Origin of the sequence: Companilactobacillus suantsaicola, assembly GCF_004745525.1 — a bacterium.
Lineage (GTDB): Bacteria > Bacillota > Bacilli > Lactobacillales > Lactobacillaceae > Companilactobacillus > Companilactobacillus suantsaicola.
In genome coordinates, this window is record NZ_RKLY01000004.1 from 96,232 (window position 1) to 111,348 (window position 15,117).

15 protein-coding genes are annotated in these 15,117 nt (G+C 36.7%); 5 read left to right on the forward strand and 10 right to left on the reverse strand.

Going from position 1 to position 15,117, the window contains the following annotated elements; all coding sequences use genetic code 11:
* Positions 1–38: 38 nt before the first annotated feature.
* The 9 genes from recQ to EGT49_RS02665 all read right to left on the reverse strand — a co-directional run bounded on the left by recQ (position 39) and on the right by EGT49_RS02665 (position 9,309).
* Positions 39–1,838, reverse strand: coding sequence for a DNA helicase RecQ (gene recQ, locus EGT49_RS02620; RefSeq protein WP_135371410.1), 1,800 nt, complete (start codon positions 1,836–1,838; stop codon positions 39–41).
* 49 nt (positions 1,839–1,887) lie between these two features.
* Positions 1,888–2,535, reverse strand: a complete 648-nt coding sequence (locus tag EGT49_RS02625) for a TetR/AcrR family transcriptional regulator (protein ID WP_135371411.1) — start codon at positions 2,533–2,535, stop codon at positions 1,888–1,890.
* A gap of 4 nt (positions 2,536–2,539) precedes the next feature.
* The gene (locus tag EGT49_RS02630; RefSeq protein ID WP_135371412.1) at positions 2,540–3,607 is read right to left on the reverse strand and encodes an ABC transporter permease; all 1,068 of its coding nucleotides are present in this window, start codon (positions 3,605–3,607) and stop codon (positions 2,540–2,542) included.
* The gene (locus tag EGT49_RS02635) at positions 3,604–4,320 is read right to left on the reverse strand and encodes an ABC transporter ATP-binding protein (RefSeq protein ID WP_135371413.1); all 717 of its coding nucleotides are present in this window, start codon (positions 4,318–4,320) and stop codon (positions 3,604–3,606) included. Before EGT49_RS02635 ends, EGT49_RS02630 begins: the two co-directional genes overlap by 4 nt.
* A gap of 111 nt (positions 4,321–4,431) precedes the next feature.
* Entirely contained in the window at positions 4,432–4,920 is a 489-nt protein-coding gene (locus EGT49_RS02640) for a methylated-DNA--[protein]-cysteine S-methyltransferase (protein ID WP_135371414.1), read from the reverse strand.
* Positions 4,921–5,276: 356 nt separating this feature from the next.
* Positions 5,277–6,608 (reverse strand): PTS sugar transporter subunit IIC, encoded by a 1,332-nt coding sequence (locus EGT49_RS02650; protein ID WP_135371416.1) that lies wholly within the window; start codon positions 6,606–6,608, stop codon positions 5,277–5,279.
* A gap of 127 nt (positions 6,609–6,735) precedes the next feature.
* Positions 6,736–7,596 carry a MurR/RpiR family transcriptional regulator gene (locus tag EGT49_RS02655; RefSeq protein WP_135371417.1) on the reverse strand — a complete coding sequence of 287 codons (861 nt, stop codon included), beginning with the start codon at positions 7,594–7,596 and terminating at the stop codon, positions 6,736–6,738.
* Between the two features lie 66 nt (positions 7,597–7,662).
* A complete protein-coding gene (gene murQ, locus EGT49_RS02660; protein WP_135371418.1) occupies positions 7,663–8,559 on the reverse strand; it encodes an N-acetylmuramic acid 6-phosphate etherase in 897 nt (298 codons plus the stop codon).
* 12 nt (positions 8,560–8,571) lie between these two features.
* Positions 8,572–9,309: an alpha/beta hydrolase gene (locus EGT49_RS02665; protein WP_135371419.1), complete on the reverse strand. Its 738-nt coding sequence runs from the start codon at positions 9,307–9,309 to the stop codon at positions 8,572–8,574.
* Between the two features lie 145 nt (positions 9,310–9,454).
* Between EGT49_RS02665 and EGT49_RS02670 the strand changes: the two genes are divergently transcribed.
* The 5 genes from EGT49_RS02670 (at position 9,455) to EGT49_RS02690 (ending at position 13,807) form a co-directional block, all read left to right on the forward strand.
* Positions 9,455–10,345, forward strand: coding sequence for an N-acetylglucosamine kinase (locus tag EGT49_RS02670; RefSeq protein WP_135371420.1), 891 nt, complete (start codon positions 9,455–9,457; stop codon positions 10,343–10,345).
* A 17-nt stretch (positions 10,346–10,362) separates the two neighbouring features.
* Positions 10,363–11,451 (forward strand): DUF871 domain-containing protein, encoded by a 1,089-nt coding sequence (locus EGT49_RS02675; RefSeq protein ID WP_135371421.1) that lies wholly within the window; start codon positions 10,363–10,365, stop codon positions 11,449–11,451.
* A 276-nt stretch (positions 11,452–11,727) separates the two neighbouring features.
* The gene (locus EGT49_RS02680; RefSeq protein WP_135371422.1) at positions 11,728–12,207 is read left to right on the forward strand and encodes a PTS sugar transporter subunit IIA; all 480 of its coding nucleotides are present in this window, start codon (positions 11,728–11,730) and stop codon (positions 12,205–12,207) included.
* A 190-nt stretch (positions 12,208–12,397) separates the two neighbouring features.
* Complete coding sequence (locus EGT49_RS02685; RefSeq protein ID WP_135371423.1) at positions 12,398–13,225, forward strand: site-specific integrase; 828 nt, start codon at positions 12,398–12,400, stop codon at positions 13,223–13,225.
* A 12-nt stretch (positions 13,226–13,237) separates the two neighbouring features.
* The gene (locus EGT49_RS02690; RefSeq protein WP_135371424.1) at positions 13,238–13,807 is read left to right on the forward strand and encodes an LOG family protein; all 570 of its coding nucleotides are present in this window, start codon (positions 13,238–13,240) and stop codon (positions 13,805–13,807) included.
* 225 nt (positions 13,808–14,032) lie between these two features.
* Here the strand turns inward: EGT49_RS02690 and rbsK are convergent, their stop codons facing one another.
* Positions 14,033–14,938, reverse strand: coding sequence for a ribokinase (gene rbsK, locus EGT49_RS02695; RefSeq protein ID WP_135371425.1), 906 nt, complete (start codon positions 14,936–14,938; stop codon positions 14,033–14,035).
* Between the last annotated feature and the right edge of the window lie 179 nt (positions 14,939–15,117).

Genomic DNA, 15,117 nt, shown 5'->3' on the forward strand with positions numbered 1-15,117 from the left:
TTGTTTTCGTAAAACATTTCGTTATACTCTTTCTTTAATTAACCAGAAACTTTTTCACTTTGATACTCAGCAATCGCTTTAAGAAAGACTTCCCCATATTGTTCCAGTTTCATCTTTCCAACCCCACTGACGTTCAAAAATTCCTCGCTACTAGTTGGTAAGAGTTCACACATGTTCTTCAAGGTCCGATCAGAGAAAATGATAAATGGTGCCACCTCTTGCTTGCGAGCCAATTCCAAACGTAACTTACGTAGTTTTTCAAATAGATCTACATCAAAGCTGCCGTCAGCCACGATTGATTTAGGCTCTGAGGGTATTTCTTCTTCCTTGCGACGGATTACATTCAACTTGCCTTTTAAGACCTGAAGCCCCTTATCAGACAATAAAAGCGTTGGATATCTCCCATTGCTGCTCTTTAAATAACCATTGGCGGATAGAAAATCAATCAAACGGCCAGTTTGCTTTAAAGTATTATCCTTCATGATCCCAAAAGTCGATAATTCTTCAAAATGACGCCAATCATTAGCAACATCATCTTTACCAACTAAAACCCGGGTGATAGTTTTCTTGCCATAGCGTTGATGCATTCTAACAATACAACTGAGTACTTTTTGAGAATCACTCGTAATGTCAACGATCTCCCGATTATCGAGACAGTTAGAACAGCGACCACAAGGCTGAGTATCTTCTTCACCAAAATAATCCAGAATAAACTTCATTAAACAAGACTCCGTACCGGCATATTGACTCATCTTGAACAATTTATTCTTTAAACTCAATTTATATTGATCATCACCTAAGGATTTATCAATAAAAAAGCGATGCAACTGTAAATCAGCTGGAGCAAATAATAAAACAGCTTCGGCCGGCAATCCGTCACGACCAGCACGACCAACCTCTTGATAATAGTTTTCAATCGTCCCTGGAATCGTATAGTGGAGTACATACCGGACATTAGTCTTATTGATTCCCATTCCAAAGGCGTTCGTGGCAATAATCAAATCGATCTTATCAAACAGGAAATCCTCTTGTTGTTGATGCCGCTCTTGATCACTTAATCCTGCATGATAGCGACCGACTTTAAACCCCTTATTCAGTAAAAATTGATAGAGATTATCAACGTCTTCACGCCGACCAGCATAGATGATACCTGACTCATTGCGATGTGATTCAACGTAATTCAAGACAAACTTCATCTTATCGACACCACGTTCGATTTTTAAGGTTAGATTAGTTCTAGCAAAACCAGTTTTGACAATGTTCTCAGTCGGAATATCTAAAATATCCGCCAAGTCATTTTGAACTTGCTCAGTCGCAGTAGCTGTCAAAGCTAACCAAGCTGGTTTACCTGGTAATTGCTTTAAGGGTCCAACCATCTTCAAATAACTACTCCGAAAATCGTGCCCCCAGGACGACAAAACGTGCGCCTCATCAATTGCAATCAGAGAAATATCGATTTGTGATAGCCAACTGTAAAACTCCTCGTTGACTATTTTCTCCGGGGCTACAAACAGTAATTTGACCGCACCGGTTTCAATATAGCGCATCCGTTCTTCTCGGTCGTGCCACTCAACAGTACTATTCAAAAAGGTTGCGGGAATTCCTACCTCATTCAAACTGTCAACTTGATCCTTCATTAAAGAAATCAGTGGTGAGACGACCAAAGTTAATCCTGGTAAAACTGTGGCCGGCAATTGATAACAGATTGATTTTCCGCCACCCGTTGGCATGATGCCCATAGCCTTTTTACCAGCTAAAACCATTTCGATCAGTTCTTTTTGACCGGTTCGAAAAGTATCGTATCCGAATTCATCTTTTAAAATCGTTTCTAAATTCAAGGTCAACTTCTCCCCTGCATAAAAATACTAAAATAAGCATATCACACTCTCATTGTTTTCTAATTGCTAGAATCACGTTTTGAATAATTTTATCCAACTGTTTTTCAATAATTTTTTCGTCATCAACAACGATTAATCGCTGCGATTGCACGAAATAAAAGACTATTTGACCGACAAAGACGTGGATAAAATCTTCTAAGGTCACATCATCCCTCAATTCATCGGTATCTTGTAAAACGCTCCAAAGTTCATTGGCAAAAGTCTTCTTAAAAAGTTCGATTTTCTCGAGTAACATGTTCCTAGTCGAATCGTCATTTAAAACTTGCGTAATCAAAATCATCGCGGCATCTTTATTTTGTTTGAGAAAATAAAAACGGTCATAAGCCATAAAGTGAACCAACTCTTCCAAATCGCCACCATTATTTTTGATTTCAGCAACAAAATCTTGCCCGTAAGTTGGCAAAACGTGCTCAATCATCGGTTTGATAATTACCAACAACAAAGCCTCTTTTGATTCAAAATATTTAAAGATCGTTGCTTGACTCATCTGTGATTCTTCAGAAATCATTGCTGTTGAGGTCGCGTGATAGCCGTACTGCGAAAATAAGGTCATCGCTGCTTTGATCACCTTTTGCTTTCCTTTAGGCATCTGTTTTAGATTCAACCAATTATCGACATCTTCAAAAACTCTATTCATAGGTTTAAACCTTCCTATACTTTTTTAATCCGAAAATATTTAACATCGTTAAAACTACTAAAAAGACTAGTAACATCAGTAACGCTTGGTAGATGTCGGCAAAATTTGCTCCTGACATAACTACTTTAGTCAAGGCGTCTCCGGCATATTTCATTGGTAGAAAGTAAGAAATTACCCGAACGCCACTAGCCATCGTCTCTAATGGAATCATCCCTGAGAAAAAGATTTGTGGCACGATGATCAGTGGAATAAATTGCATCATTTGAAACTCTGACTTAGCAAATGTCGACATTAAGAGGCCAAAAGCCATTGCTACTAGTGCTAAAACGAAGTTAATTAAAATTACGTAAAAGAGGTTACCGATTACCTCAACTTTTAACGCCCAAATGGTAAAAAAGACAATTATTAAAGTTTGCACGATAGCAACCAGGCCGTAACTCAACATGTACCCAAAAACGATCTCACTTCTTCTAACCGGTGTCGCCAATAGTCGATTTAAAGTACCACTAGTTCGTTCATTCAACAACGACATCCCCGAGATCAAGAAGACGAAGAAAAAGACGAAAAATCCCATCAAAATTGGGACGATCTTGTCAAAGAAATTCGTGTCCTCGTTACCGTATTGATAGTGATTAGTTATTTTAAACTTTTTTTCAGGTACACTGTAAATCCTCTTCACGCTACTAGTTAACTGTGATAAACGAGTACTTATTAAAGCCATCTGTAACCTTTGTTTGATGAATTTTGTTTTACTAGCATCGGTATTACTATAAGTAACGTCTAAATCATCATTTTCGGAAACGATTACGGCATCTAAATTTTGGTTTAATTCTTTGAGAGCGTGTTTTTCGGTCGCGTAATTGACGACTTTCATATGCTTGCTATCTAATTTCTCAACTAATGAACTATTTACATCAACAGTCCCCACGGTTACGTCCGTTTGAGAATTGACAGAGAAAACTAGTTTCATTAAAAATAAAATTAATAGTGGTGCGATAAAAATCAACATTAAAGTGCGTTTGTCGCGTAACAGTTCTATCAAAATTCTCTTCGCAATCATCCAAATTCTCATAAGGTTTCCTCAGCTTTCAAAAAGACTTCTTCAACCGTTTTTACTTGATATTTTTCTTTTAACTTCTCCGGTTGGTCAAATTCAATGATCTTTCCATCCATTAAGAGTGCTACTTCATCTGTTAACTCAGCTTCACTCATCACGTGGGTCGTTACTAAGATAGTCATCCCTTGATCACGCAATCTTTGTAACTCTGACCAAATCTTCTTGCGCAGTGCTGGATCGACTCCGACTGTCGGTTCATCCAAAATCAAGATTTGATTATCCCCTAAAAGTGCAATTGCTAACGACAGACGACGTTTCATTCCTCCTGAGTAATTAATCACTCGCTTATCTAAAGCATCTGATAAGTCAACTACTTCGGCGATATGGTCAATAAGACTCGTCGCATGATGTAATTTCTTCATTCCCGCAAAGAATTTCAAATTCTCTAATCCAGTCAACTGTTCATATAAGGCGTCACTCTGAGCCATATAACCGATTTTATTAAGTAACGACCGATTAGGCATCTGCTTTCCTAAAAGCTTCGTACTACCACTATCTGGTAACTCCATCCCTAAAATAATCTTAATGATAGTAGATTTCCCGGCTCCCGATGGTCCAATCAAACCAATAATTTTCGCATTTGCAATCTGCAAGTTGATATCATTTAAAACTGTCTGAGCAGCAAATTTCTTCATCAAATGACTAATTTCAATTACATTCTGACCCAAAAGACATCCTCTTTTCTTCAGGTGAGTGTTTACTCACTTTTGATAATTTAAGTATAATACTGGATAAAAAAATGTCGAGCTAATTTTTCTAGCCCGACATTTTTTCTAAGTTTAATTTTTTTCTAGTTGCAATAACGATTGCTTCATTTCCAGACCACCACGATAACCGCCTAAACGATTATCCTTAGTCAAAACCCGATGACAAGGTACTACGATCAACAAAGGATTCTTTCCAATTGCCGAACCGACAGCCCGAACTGAATTAGGACGACCGATTGCCTGAGCAATTTGCGTATAACTTCTCGTTTGACCATAAGGAATCTCTAGCAATTGTTTCCAAACCGCTTTTTGAAAGTCAGTACCGTGGAATTCAAATGGTATCGTAAAAGTAGTTCTCTGACGATTGAAATATTCTTTCAATTGCTTTTGATATTTCTCTAAACCTGTTTTTACTTCAACTATTTGAGAATTTGGAAAAAACTCAATCAACTCACTGACTCCTTTATCCCAGGAACCAACGAATTGCAAAGAATCGTTATTGCCGGCAATAATATATTGATGATTTTTGAAACTAAACGATTGGTATTTAATCGCTTCCATTATGTTCTCCTTTTCTAGTGACAAAAAAAGCAAGTCCTATTTGAACTTGCTTTCTTATGGTGTTTTATATCTTTGACTTTATTAGCCACTCATGTTGTTCAATCATAAAGTTTAGTGCAAAAACGGAACACAATACATAGAGAATAATTGAAATCACACTATTCAAATGTGGGAACAAAGCTTTGGGGATTATAACAACTAAAAAGGCTGCCGTAGCCCAAATCCAACGATTAATTTTTACACCATGGGCTTTGATCCATTTAAGAAATCTCGTACAAAAGAATAGTAATGCTATAAAAGCAACAAAAGTTAAAAACCAGTAAAGATAAGTCATAAAAGCACCTCTTTTAATCTAATTAAGCGTTAGCTGTTTCTGTGTTAGCGTCAGTATTTTCTGCATCTTCAGCAGCTTTATCTTCATTTTCTGTTTCAAGCATATGTTTATCATAAGCCTTAACAAATGGATAGTAAATAACTGTAGCAACTATCAAGTTAAAGACGATCAAGACGATTACACGCCAGTCATTACCGGCTGATAGATAACCACCAATTGGAGCAGGCAATGTCCAAGCTGGGATCGTGGTGAAACCATTGACCCAACCGGCCTTAACAACCAAGTAACTAATTGTAGTTAATACTAATGGAACAACGTTGAATGGAATAAACATATAAGGGTTTAACATCATTGGAGCACCGAAGATCATAGGCTCATTAATGTTAAAAATACCAGGAATAATTGAGAAACGTCCAACTTCTTTTAAGAATTTAGACTTACATACTACTAAGAACAAGAAAGCAACAACTACAGTAGCACCGGCACCACCAATTGTAACAGTCCATTGATAAAATTGTTCTGGTGCGATATATGGTAAGTGAGTAGCTGAAGTACCGTCTGCTAAAGCTTTGGCGTTACCATCCAACATAATCAACCATAGAGGTCTTACAGCTGAACCAACAATACTCATACCATGAATACCAAATGACCACAAAATGTGAATGAAGAACATTGGTAGCAAGGCACCTAACAAGTTATTACCAAGAATATTTGTTAGTGGTTGGAATAATTTCAATAATAGTCCATTAACATCAATGTTGGCGATATCACGGATAATCCAAACTGATGTTAAAATAACAGCTCCGGGAATCAAAGCCTCAAAACTACGAGCAACTGCGGGTGGAACTTGTTCAGGCATTTTAATTGTAATGTGATGATTCGTGAAGAAACGATAAATTTCAACAGCGAAAATCATTGCTAAGATACCTGAGAACATACCTGAAGCACCCAATGAATTCATTGGTAGAACAAATCCAAGTGGAGCACTCTTTGGTGTCAAAATATTAACTGGAACTTGTAACATGAAGAATGCACCTAGAGATAAAATACCTCCGGTTACAGCATCCAACTTGTATGACTTTGCCAAGTCAGAACCCATAACGAATGTTGCATAGATTGACATCAAGCCCATTGTGATACGGTAAGGCAATACGATCGTATTTGTATATGGTGCCAGAGCATTTTTCCATGCATCAACTGGCAAGTTTACGAATACCATGAAAAATGTACCAATTAGAACCAAGGACAACGTAGAAACAACACCGTTACGAATAGCTAGCAAATGACGTTGCGATCCAATTTTGGCCATAGGTGGGACGACTTTATCTTCCACCACTTTCATAAATTTATCCATAAAAAAATTCACCCCTCTAAAAAGATTGTTTTTGTATCCGTTTCCAAAGTTATTGTAACACGGTGAAATTATATTTCAATATAATTTCTAAAAAAGGTGAATTTTTGATATTTATTTTTAAATAAATTTATTTTAGTAATGCTCGTTTGAACTCCTGAATCGCGTCGTGTGAGGCAGTTAGAGCTTTTGAACTCTCAGCAAATGTTTGACTGACAAAATAATAAAAAATGACGTCAATAATCATAAATTGGGCCAACAACGAATTAGTAGCCGCAATTCGATTTGGGCTTTCTTTTGGTTGTGAAGTATGCACCGCAATATCTGATAATTTGGCTAAATCATTGTTACCAAAGCGAGTTAAAGAAACTAGTTTGATGCCATATTTTTTAGCAAACTTAGCGGCCATCAAAGCTTCAGGAGATTGACCAGAATTTGAAATCACCCACAAAATGTCCTTTTCGTTAGCATTGACTAACTTAGGAATCAGACCATTTAAGTCATCATCCCCAATCGTAGGGAAATTAATTCGATTCCATTTTTGCGAAATATCTTCAGCCGCCAAATGAGATGCACCCACACCAAAAATAAACAAACGGTCAGCCTGTGAAATAGCCTTGACTAGTCGTTGAACCTCATCTTCGTTCAGTTGATCTGTTGTTTCTCTGATTGAATCTAAAGCACTAGTCAGTAGTTTTCCCTTAATAGATTTCAAATTCTCATTTGGTTTGATATCATCATTCATTTTAGGATCCGACTCTTTTTTTGTTAGATCTGATGATAAAAGAATTTTCAAAGTGGTAAAACTATCGATATCTAAACTTTTAGTCAGTCTAATAACTGACGCCGGGCTCGAACCTGATTCTTTAGCTAGTTGGGCCGCCGTCATTTGAATAGTTTTCTCTGGATTATTTAAAATAAACGTTGCTACCTTACTCTCTGCTGTTGATAACTCCGATTGTGTATTCAGTATTCGACCCTTGACTGACATGACCTCATCCTCTTTTCTATTTTTTCATTTTAAAAAAATAAGGTGACAAATACTCACCTTAAAAAATTAACGTAAACTTTGAACTGCTTTTGCAATAAATCCATCATTCTTATCCAAGGCATCGTTAGCCGCCTCAAAGTTACAGTCTCCAATAATCATCACTATGGCAACTTTTGGTTGATGGTTTGATAATTCATAATACTTCGTTGCTTCTGTTCTTGAAACACCGGTAGCTTCTGCAATAATTCTCTGAGCCCGATCAACTAGTTTAATATTAGTTGGTTTAACATCAACCATCAAGTTACCATAAACTTTACCCAGTTTAATCATACTAGTAGTCGAAATCATATTTAGGATCAACTTTTCTGCAGTTCCAGCTTTCATTCTTGTAGAACCAGTTACGACTTCAGGACCCACTACTGCCTCGATTGCAATATCTGCGTGTTGACTAATTAAGGCATCTTGATTACAAGATAAAGCTCCAGTCTTGGCACCTATACTTTTAGCGTAATCCAATCCCCCAATGACATAGGGCGTCGTTCCACTGGCTGCAATTCCTAAGACAAAGTCATTTTCACTGAGTTCATGATCTTCTAAATCTTTTTGACCTTCTTCTTTTGAATCTTCAGCTCCTTCAACTGCATCAGTAACTGCCTTTTTCCCTCCGGCAATCAATCCTTGAACTAACTCGGGACTGGTTCCAAAAGTTGGCACACATTCAGCCGCATCCAAAATACCTAAACGACCACTAGTTCCAGCACCAGTATAAAAGAGACGGCCGCCCTTCTTTAAGCAATCGACAACTGTATCAACGACTTTACTAATAGCATTCATTACTTCTGAATCACCAATTACTTTGGGGACTGCTTGATCCTGTTTATTGATCACACTCAAAATATCGATAGTGTTCATCGTATCAATGTGCATAGTTTCTTTATTACGTGCTTCTGTCATTCTTTTCATTTTTTCGTTCTCCTATATTTTCCCTAAAGGTAACCATTCAAAAATTTTTGCTATTTCCATATCCCAAAAATCCCAGTTGTGACTGCCGGGCTGTTCATCATAAGTAAGGTTTAAGCCAATGTCTTTTGTTAAAAATTGGGTAAATTTATCACAATCACTTTTCATAAAATCATCATTTCCAGTAGCGACATACCACTGTAATGATTTCAGTTGTGTTAAGTCAGCTTTTTTAAACATACTTTCCAGCTGGTATTGACTTGCTTGATAATCATCAAAAATTGCTTGATAGTCTGGCATAATATCTTGTACCACTTTTAAATTAGTAACTGGAGATATTGTTGCAACGGCGGAAAATTTATCCGGAAAGTTAGCTGCCAATTTTAATGCACCATATCCACCCATAGAATTACCCACTAAGTAATTTTCACTAGCTTTTTGACTCAATGGAAAATACCTTTGCATTTGAGGTATCAATTCCTGTGTCAAATAATCCCAATAGCGAACGTTAAAAGCTGTATTTGTATAAAAACTTCTTTGCATGTCAGGCATAATTACTGCCACATTGTATTTACTAGCGATTCTTTCCAAACTAGTTTTTCTTAACCAACAAGTTCCATTATCACCTAAACCGTGAAATAACCAGATCACTGGTATTTTTGCTTGAATTTTTATTTCATCCGGTAAAATAGCGACTACATTAGTTTGATTACTCAATATCTTAGAAGATCTTGCTAAATTTAAAACGGCCATATAATTACCTCTTTTTCTCCTTATTATCCTAATTATATTTATAAAACAAAAAATCACATTTTTCAATTAAATGTTGAAAAAAAATTTCAAATAAATATAATTAAGAGTAAGGGCTTACATCAAAAATGTCAAAGGAGATTTTCTTATGAGTTACGTAATAGGTATCGACAGCGGTGGAACCCACATCGTTGGTCAAGCTTTTAACGAAGATAACCAGTTACTTTCGCAAGTTCAAAGTGGACCTGGTAATATTTTTCTCAATGAAGAAGAAACTTTAAAGAATCTTAGTGAAGTAATTGATTCTTTAACAACTCAGCACGGTCGTGCTAATTGCAAATACATTCTAATAGGTATCGCTGGCGTTGAAACGAAGGGAAATTCAAAAGAAGTCGCTCAAAGATTGACCGAAAAGTTCCAAATAAAAACTTATGTGATCAGTGATGCACAGTTAGCACTTTTAAACGGACTGGAAGGAAAAGATGGAACTTTAGTGATTTCTGGAACTGGATCAGTCGTTTATGGACGCCAAAATCAGCATATGCTTCGCTTTGGCGGTTGGGGTAACTTACTAGGCGACACCGGTAGTGCTTATAAAATCACGGTTACAGCCATGAAAATTATGCTTCATCAATATGATTTGGGTAAAACTTCATCACTACAATCTACCCTCCTATCTCAATTAAAAGCACAATCTCCCAAAGAAGCTGTAAAAAACTTTTATGCCTTAAATCGAAAAGAGATTGCAGCGATTGCACTGGAAATTGCTAAATTAGCAGATAATGATGACCAGGAAGCTATTGAAGTAATCAAAGAGGAAGCTCTTGCTTTAAGTGACGAAATCATCGGCTTGTTCTCAAGATATCAAGACCAGTATCCAAAGGACATTGCTTTATCAGGATCTGTCTTAGTTCACAACGCCATTTTCCGTAAGTTTTTGACGGAAAATGTCTTGAAATCTTACCCAGATATCAATGCGTCCGTTGTAGATACTAACAATGCTCGAGGAGCCATCTTTTGGCCACTATGGAATAAATAATTAAGGAGTAATTAAAAATGACAATGAGAAAATTAGGTTTATCAATTTATCCTGACCACAGCGATTTTGAAAAGAACAAGGCATACTTAGAATTAGGTCACAAGTATGGCTTTTCAAGGATTTTTATGAGTATGTTAGAAGTTCAAGGCTCCGTCGAAGAAACGAAGGCTAAATACCAAAAGATCGTTGACGTTGGTAATAAATTAGGTTATCAAACAATTATCGATGTTTCTCCAAGAATTTTTGATCAATTACACATTAGTTATGATGACCTCGAATTCTTCCATGATCTTCACGTAGCCGGCATCCGACTAGATCAAGGATTCGATGGTGCAACCGAAGCAATGCTTTCTTACAACAAATATGGCTTGATCATTGAACTAAATATGAGTAACAATGTTGATTATTTGAATAACATCATTAGTTACCAAGCTAATACATCCCATATCTATGGGTGTCACAATTTCTATCCTCAAGTGGGAACTGCTTTGCCATATGATTTCTTTATGAAATGTAGTGAAAGATTTAGAAAATTCAATATTCATACTGCTGCTTTTGTGGCCAGTCAAGTTGGTAATATGGGACCTTGGAATGTTAATGATGGTCTACCTACCCTTGAAATGGATCGTCGTTTACCAATTGAAGTACAAACAAAACATCTATTCGCTTCAAATATGATCGATGATGTCATTATTGGAAATGCCTATGCTTCTGAAGAAGAATTGAAAGCAATGTCTAGTTTGAATAGATATCAAGTCGAATTTCATATTAATTTTGTACCGGACGTCAATGAGATCGAAAAAACAGTTGCCCTTACTCCACAACACTTTAGACGTGGCGACATGAACAATTTAGTTATTCGCTCGACTATGCCTCGAGTAACATATAAAGAAGTTCCTAACAAACCACATGATAATGAACAAGAATTTCAACGTGGGGATGTTTTAGTTGGTAACGACGGCTTTGGAATTTACAAAAACGAACTACAAATAGTATTACAACCACACAGTGAAGCACGTAAAAATAAAATCGGTAGTATTAGTCCTGACGAACTCATTCTCTTAGACTTTATTAAGCCATGGAGTAAGTTCAAATTCTCTGAATAAATTTATTCAATAATTTCCTAACAATCTGGGAAATTATTGTTTTTTTATTAATCTAGACCACTTTTAACCAATTTTTATTGAAATTACACAATGGTAGTTATACTATTAATTAATAGTTAAGCGCTTACAGTGACTCTTTACAAGCTATTATCGAGCTTTTTTAAGGCTTATTTAAATTATTTTTCACAAGCTTTAAAAACATCTATAATATAACTGTAAAGTTGTAAACATTTTAGTAGAACTCATCTACTGAAAAACTTGAGAGGAAGATTATATATGGGGTTGTTCACAAGAAAAAAGATTGATGAATTCGTAGCACCTGCCACAGGTAAGTTGATTCATTTAGATAAAGTCAGTGATCCAGTATTCTCACAAAAACTCATGGGAGACGGTTATGCACTCGCACCAACTGAAGACACGATCGTAGCACCAATTGGTGGTGTTATCGGGACAGTCTTCCCTACTAAACACGCACTGATGATCACAAGTAAACACGGACTAGAAATTATGCTCCACCTTGGTATCGACACAGTTGAGTTAAAAGGCAAACCTTTTGAAATGTTCATTAAAGAAGGCGATACCGTTAAAATTGGTCAAAAAATTGCTACAATGGATTTGAAACAAGTTAAAGAAGCCGGTAAAGATACATCCCTAATGACCATTATCACTAACTCTGATGAAGTTAAAGAAATGGGCGAATTTGTTGAGAAGGATGTTTTGGCTGGCGATAAAGCAATGGATGTCAGTGTCAATTAACAAATGATTTACAATTCGATTGCCTGAGTTTATGGCATGAATAGAACATAAATTTTTGTACTTAAAATCGGTCAGGGTAAATAATTTACCTTGGCCGATTTGTTTTAATACGTAAAAACTTAGCCTGCTATGCCCTGCTCTTCTTTACAATTCTTTAACTAAGGTATAATAAACTCAGGAGGTGAAGAAAATGGTTAAAGTCCCCTATTTAACAGGATTCAATGCCTATTTAAAAACTCGACACATCTCACCAAAAGCTCATATTGAATATATGAACTCGCTAAATGATTTCTTCAACTATACAGTTCAACATAATAATGATTTTAAAATTTCCGAAAAAATTACTGATGTCCACGAAATGGATGTCAGACTGTTCAAGGACTTCATGTTAGAAAATCTTCAATTAAGTCCTAGTACGATCAACAAGGTCATCAGTAATTTAAATGTTTACTTTAAATACCTTTTCAGCGTTAAAAAAACACCTGAAATACCGACTTTAAACATTAACAGTGTCACTGTACCTAAACAGTCAGACTTTCCGGTACAAGTCTTTTTAAAGCTCTCTGATTATTTACAAATGGATCTCAGCATCTATACGAGACTCTTGATTTTGATCATCTCCAAAGGCTTTAATTACAAGGAAGCTCTGCAAGTGGATTTCTATAAAAAATTCAATCAATTGAAATTCAACCGTGACGAAGAACATTTCCTAGAGCTCTACCGTAATTATATTGAGCCTTACAAAAATTTTTGGGATAATGACAACCTCTTCTTGAGCCGAAACAAGGCTGCCAATTCGCCACTCTTGACTGTGACCGCTTTACATCGTGACTTGAAAAGAGATAGTGAGTCGACAGGGCTTGATTTGGCACCTAAAAAGCTTTATACGACGTTTATCTTAGTCGCCCTCAGTACCAAATCACTTTCAGAAGATCAACTACGTGCCTTAGAGGCTTTGGACACAGCTTCTGTTTTGTATTATAGACGTTTGAAGCGTGAAACTAACTTTGAAATTTGAGGATAAAAATTTATGAAAAATATTGCTGTATACTGTGGTGCCTCAACTGGTAACCAAAAAATTTATCAAACTAGTGCCAGAAAATTGGGCCACTGGCTGGTCGAAAATGATTATGGGCTTACTTATGGTGGTGGTTCTAAAGGTTTGATGAGAATTGTCGCTGATAGTGTTCTGGAACAACAAGGAGTCGTTCACGGCATTATTACTCAAAAGTTGTTCGACCGGAATTTGGCTCATACCAACCTAAACAAATTGGACGTCGTCGAAACTATGTCTGAACGAAAAGAATTGATGCTCAAAGATTCCGTTGCCAATATCGCTTTACCAGGCGGTCCAGGAACGTTGGAGGAAATTTCAGAGGCGTTTTCATGGACCATTATTGGCGAAAGCAGTCATCCCTGTATCTTCTTTAATCCCAATCACTACTATGACAAATTGGCAAGTTTCTACGATGAGATGACTACCCAAGGATTTCTAGATAAAAAGGTCCGCCAAACGTTGCTATTCAGCGATTCCTTCTCCGAAATTGGACAATTTATCACCACTTTTCAAGCACCAGGATTACGCAAATATCGCGAATAAGACAATCAAATTATTTAACTATCACTCCAAAAGAAACTACATTAAAGGTGTCAGGTAGATAGTTACCTGGCAAATATTCTCCTTAGATATACATTACAAAATGTGATTTTCTCATTAATACTACTTATAATAAATATCCTCCCAATTTGTATCGATCCAAGTACAAATCAATTTTATAAACTCTCTTATATAAAAAGGCACGTCGAATTTTTCGACGTGTCTTTTTTAGATTTCAGAACGATTAGGAATCGATGGAAAGGCTCCTAATTTTTGAACCGTTAACGAAGAAGCTTTACTTGCATAGACAATTGCCTCATGAAGATTAGAAAAGTCAGTCTTTAATTCCGCTGACAAAGCCCCAATAAAGGTATCTCCAGCCGCTGTTGTATCGACGGCAGTTACTTTAAAGGCAGGAATCTGTTCACTTTCGTTTTGGTAAGAAACAAATGAACCCTTGGAACCTAAAGTAATGATCACACAGCCGATTCCTAACTCATGATAGAAATGTGCTGAATCTTTCATCGAGGCGGTATCAGTAATTTTAATTCCGGTGATCAATTCACTTTCAGTTTCATTTGGCGTAATGACGTCAGTTAATCTCAACAATTCCTCGGGAATCTCTTTATGGGCAGGAGCTGGATTTAGAATCGTTATTTTCTTAGCTTCATGGGCAATTTTAAAAGCTTCAATCGCAACAGGAACTGGGGTTTCAAATTCAGTCACCACAAAGTCACTTGCTTGAATGGTTGCTTGGGCCTTTTTTACGTCTACTGGAGTAACGAGAAAATTTGCCCCAGCTTGAACGATAATTGAATTTTGACCACTCTTTTGAAGCAAAATGTAAGCTTGTCCCGTGTCTTCTTTTTCTGTTACAACCACGTGATCAACGTTGATATCATTGTCCTTTAATTGTTGCAACATAAATTCTCCATTAGCATCATCCCCAACCCGGCCGATAAAGCTAGTCTCAGCTTTTGAGCGAGCTGCTGCCACCGCTTGATTGGCGCCTTTTCCACCAGCGGCCTTGGAAAATGAATTCATCTTAATAGTCTCACCAGGTTTTGGTAAGTTATCAATATGTAAAATACTGTCAACATTAATACTTCCCACGACAGTTACTTTGTTTGTCATTTTATTACCCCCAAAAAGGGGAAACATGAAATAAATTCACGTTTCCCATTTAATTCATGTCCGCAAATTGCAAGAACAAGTTAGCCACTCCGAAAAAATAAAAAAAACTTAAGATCTATCAGGATTGGAGTGCCAGATTATTAGTAGCCGCAAGCCAAGAAGAATGCCTCCTGTGGCTT

Excerpts from the sequence above, each read along its gene's own strand:
- EGT49_RS02625 (WP_135371411.1), bottom strand. The coding sequence starts at position 2,535 with ATGAATAGAGTTTTTGAAGATGTCGATAATTGGTTGAATCTAAAACAG.
- EGT49_RS02630 (WP_135371412.1), bottom strand. The coding sequence starts at position 3,607 with ATGAGAATTTGGATGATTGCGAAGAGAATTTTGATAGAACTGTTACGC.
- EGT49_RS02640 (WP_135371414.1), bottom strand. The coding sequence starts at position 4,920 with ATGGAAGCGATTAAATACCAATCGTTTAGTTTCAAAAATCATCAATAT.
- EGT49_RS02650 (WP_135371416.1), bottom strand. The coding sequence starts at position 6,608 with ATGGATAAATTTATGAAAGTGGTGGAAGATAAAGTCGTCCCACCTATG.
- EGT49_RS02655 (WP_135371417.1), bottom strand. The coding sequence starts at position 7,596 with ATGTCAGTCAAGGGTCGAATACTGAATACACAATCGGAGTTATCAACA.
- murQ (WP_135371418.1), bottom strand. The coding sequence starts at position 8,559 with ATGAAAAGAATGACAGAAGCACGTAATAAAGAAACTATGCACATTGAT.
- EGT49_RS02665 (WP_135371419.1), bottom strand. The coding sequence starts at position 9,309 with ATGGCCGTTTTAAATTTAGCAAGATCTTCTAAGATATTGAGTAATCAA.
- EGT49_RS02670 (WP_135371420.1), top strand. The coding sequence starts at position 9,455 with ATGAGTTACGTAATAGGTATCGACAGCGGTGGAACCCACATCGTTGGT.
- EGT49_RS02675 (WP_135371421.1), top strand. The coding sequence starts at position 10,363 with ATGACAATGAGAAAATTAGGTTTATCAATTTATCCTGACCACAGCGAT.
- EGT49_RS02680 (WP_135371422.1), top strand. The coding sequence starts at position 11,728 with ATGGGGTTGTTCACAAGAAAAAAGATTGATGAATTCGTAGCACCTGCC.
- EGT49_RS02685 (WP_135371423.1), top strand. The coding sequence starts at position 12,398 with ATGGTTAAAGTCCCCTATTTAACAGGATTCAATGCCTATTTAAAAACT.
- EGT49_RS02690 (WP_135371424.1), top strand. The coding sequence starts at position 13,238 with ATGAAAAATATTGCTGTATACTGTGGTGCCTCAACTGGTAACCAAAAA.
- rbsK (WP_135371425.1), bottom strand. The coding sequence starts at position 14,938 with ATGACAAACAAAGTAACTGTCGTGGGAAGTATTAATGTTGACAGTATT.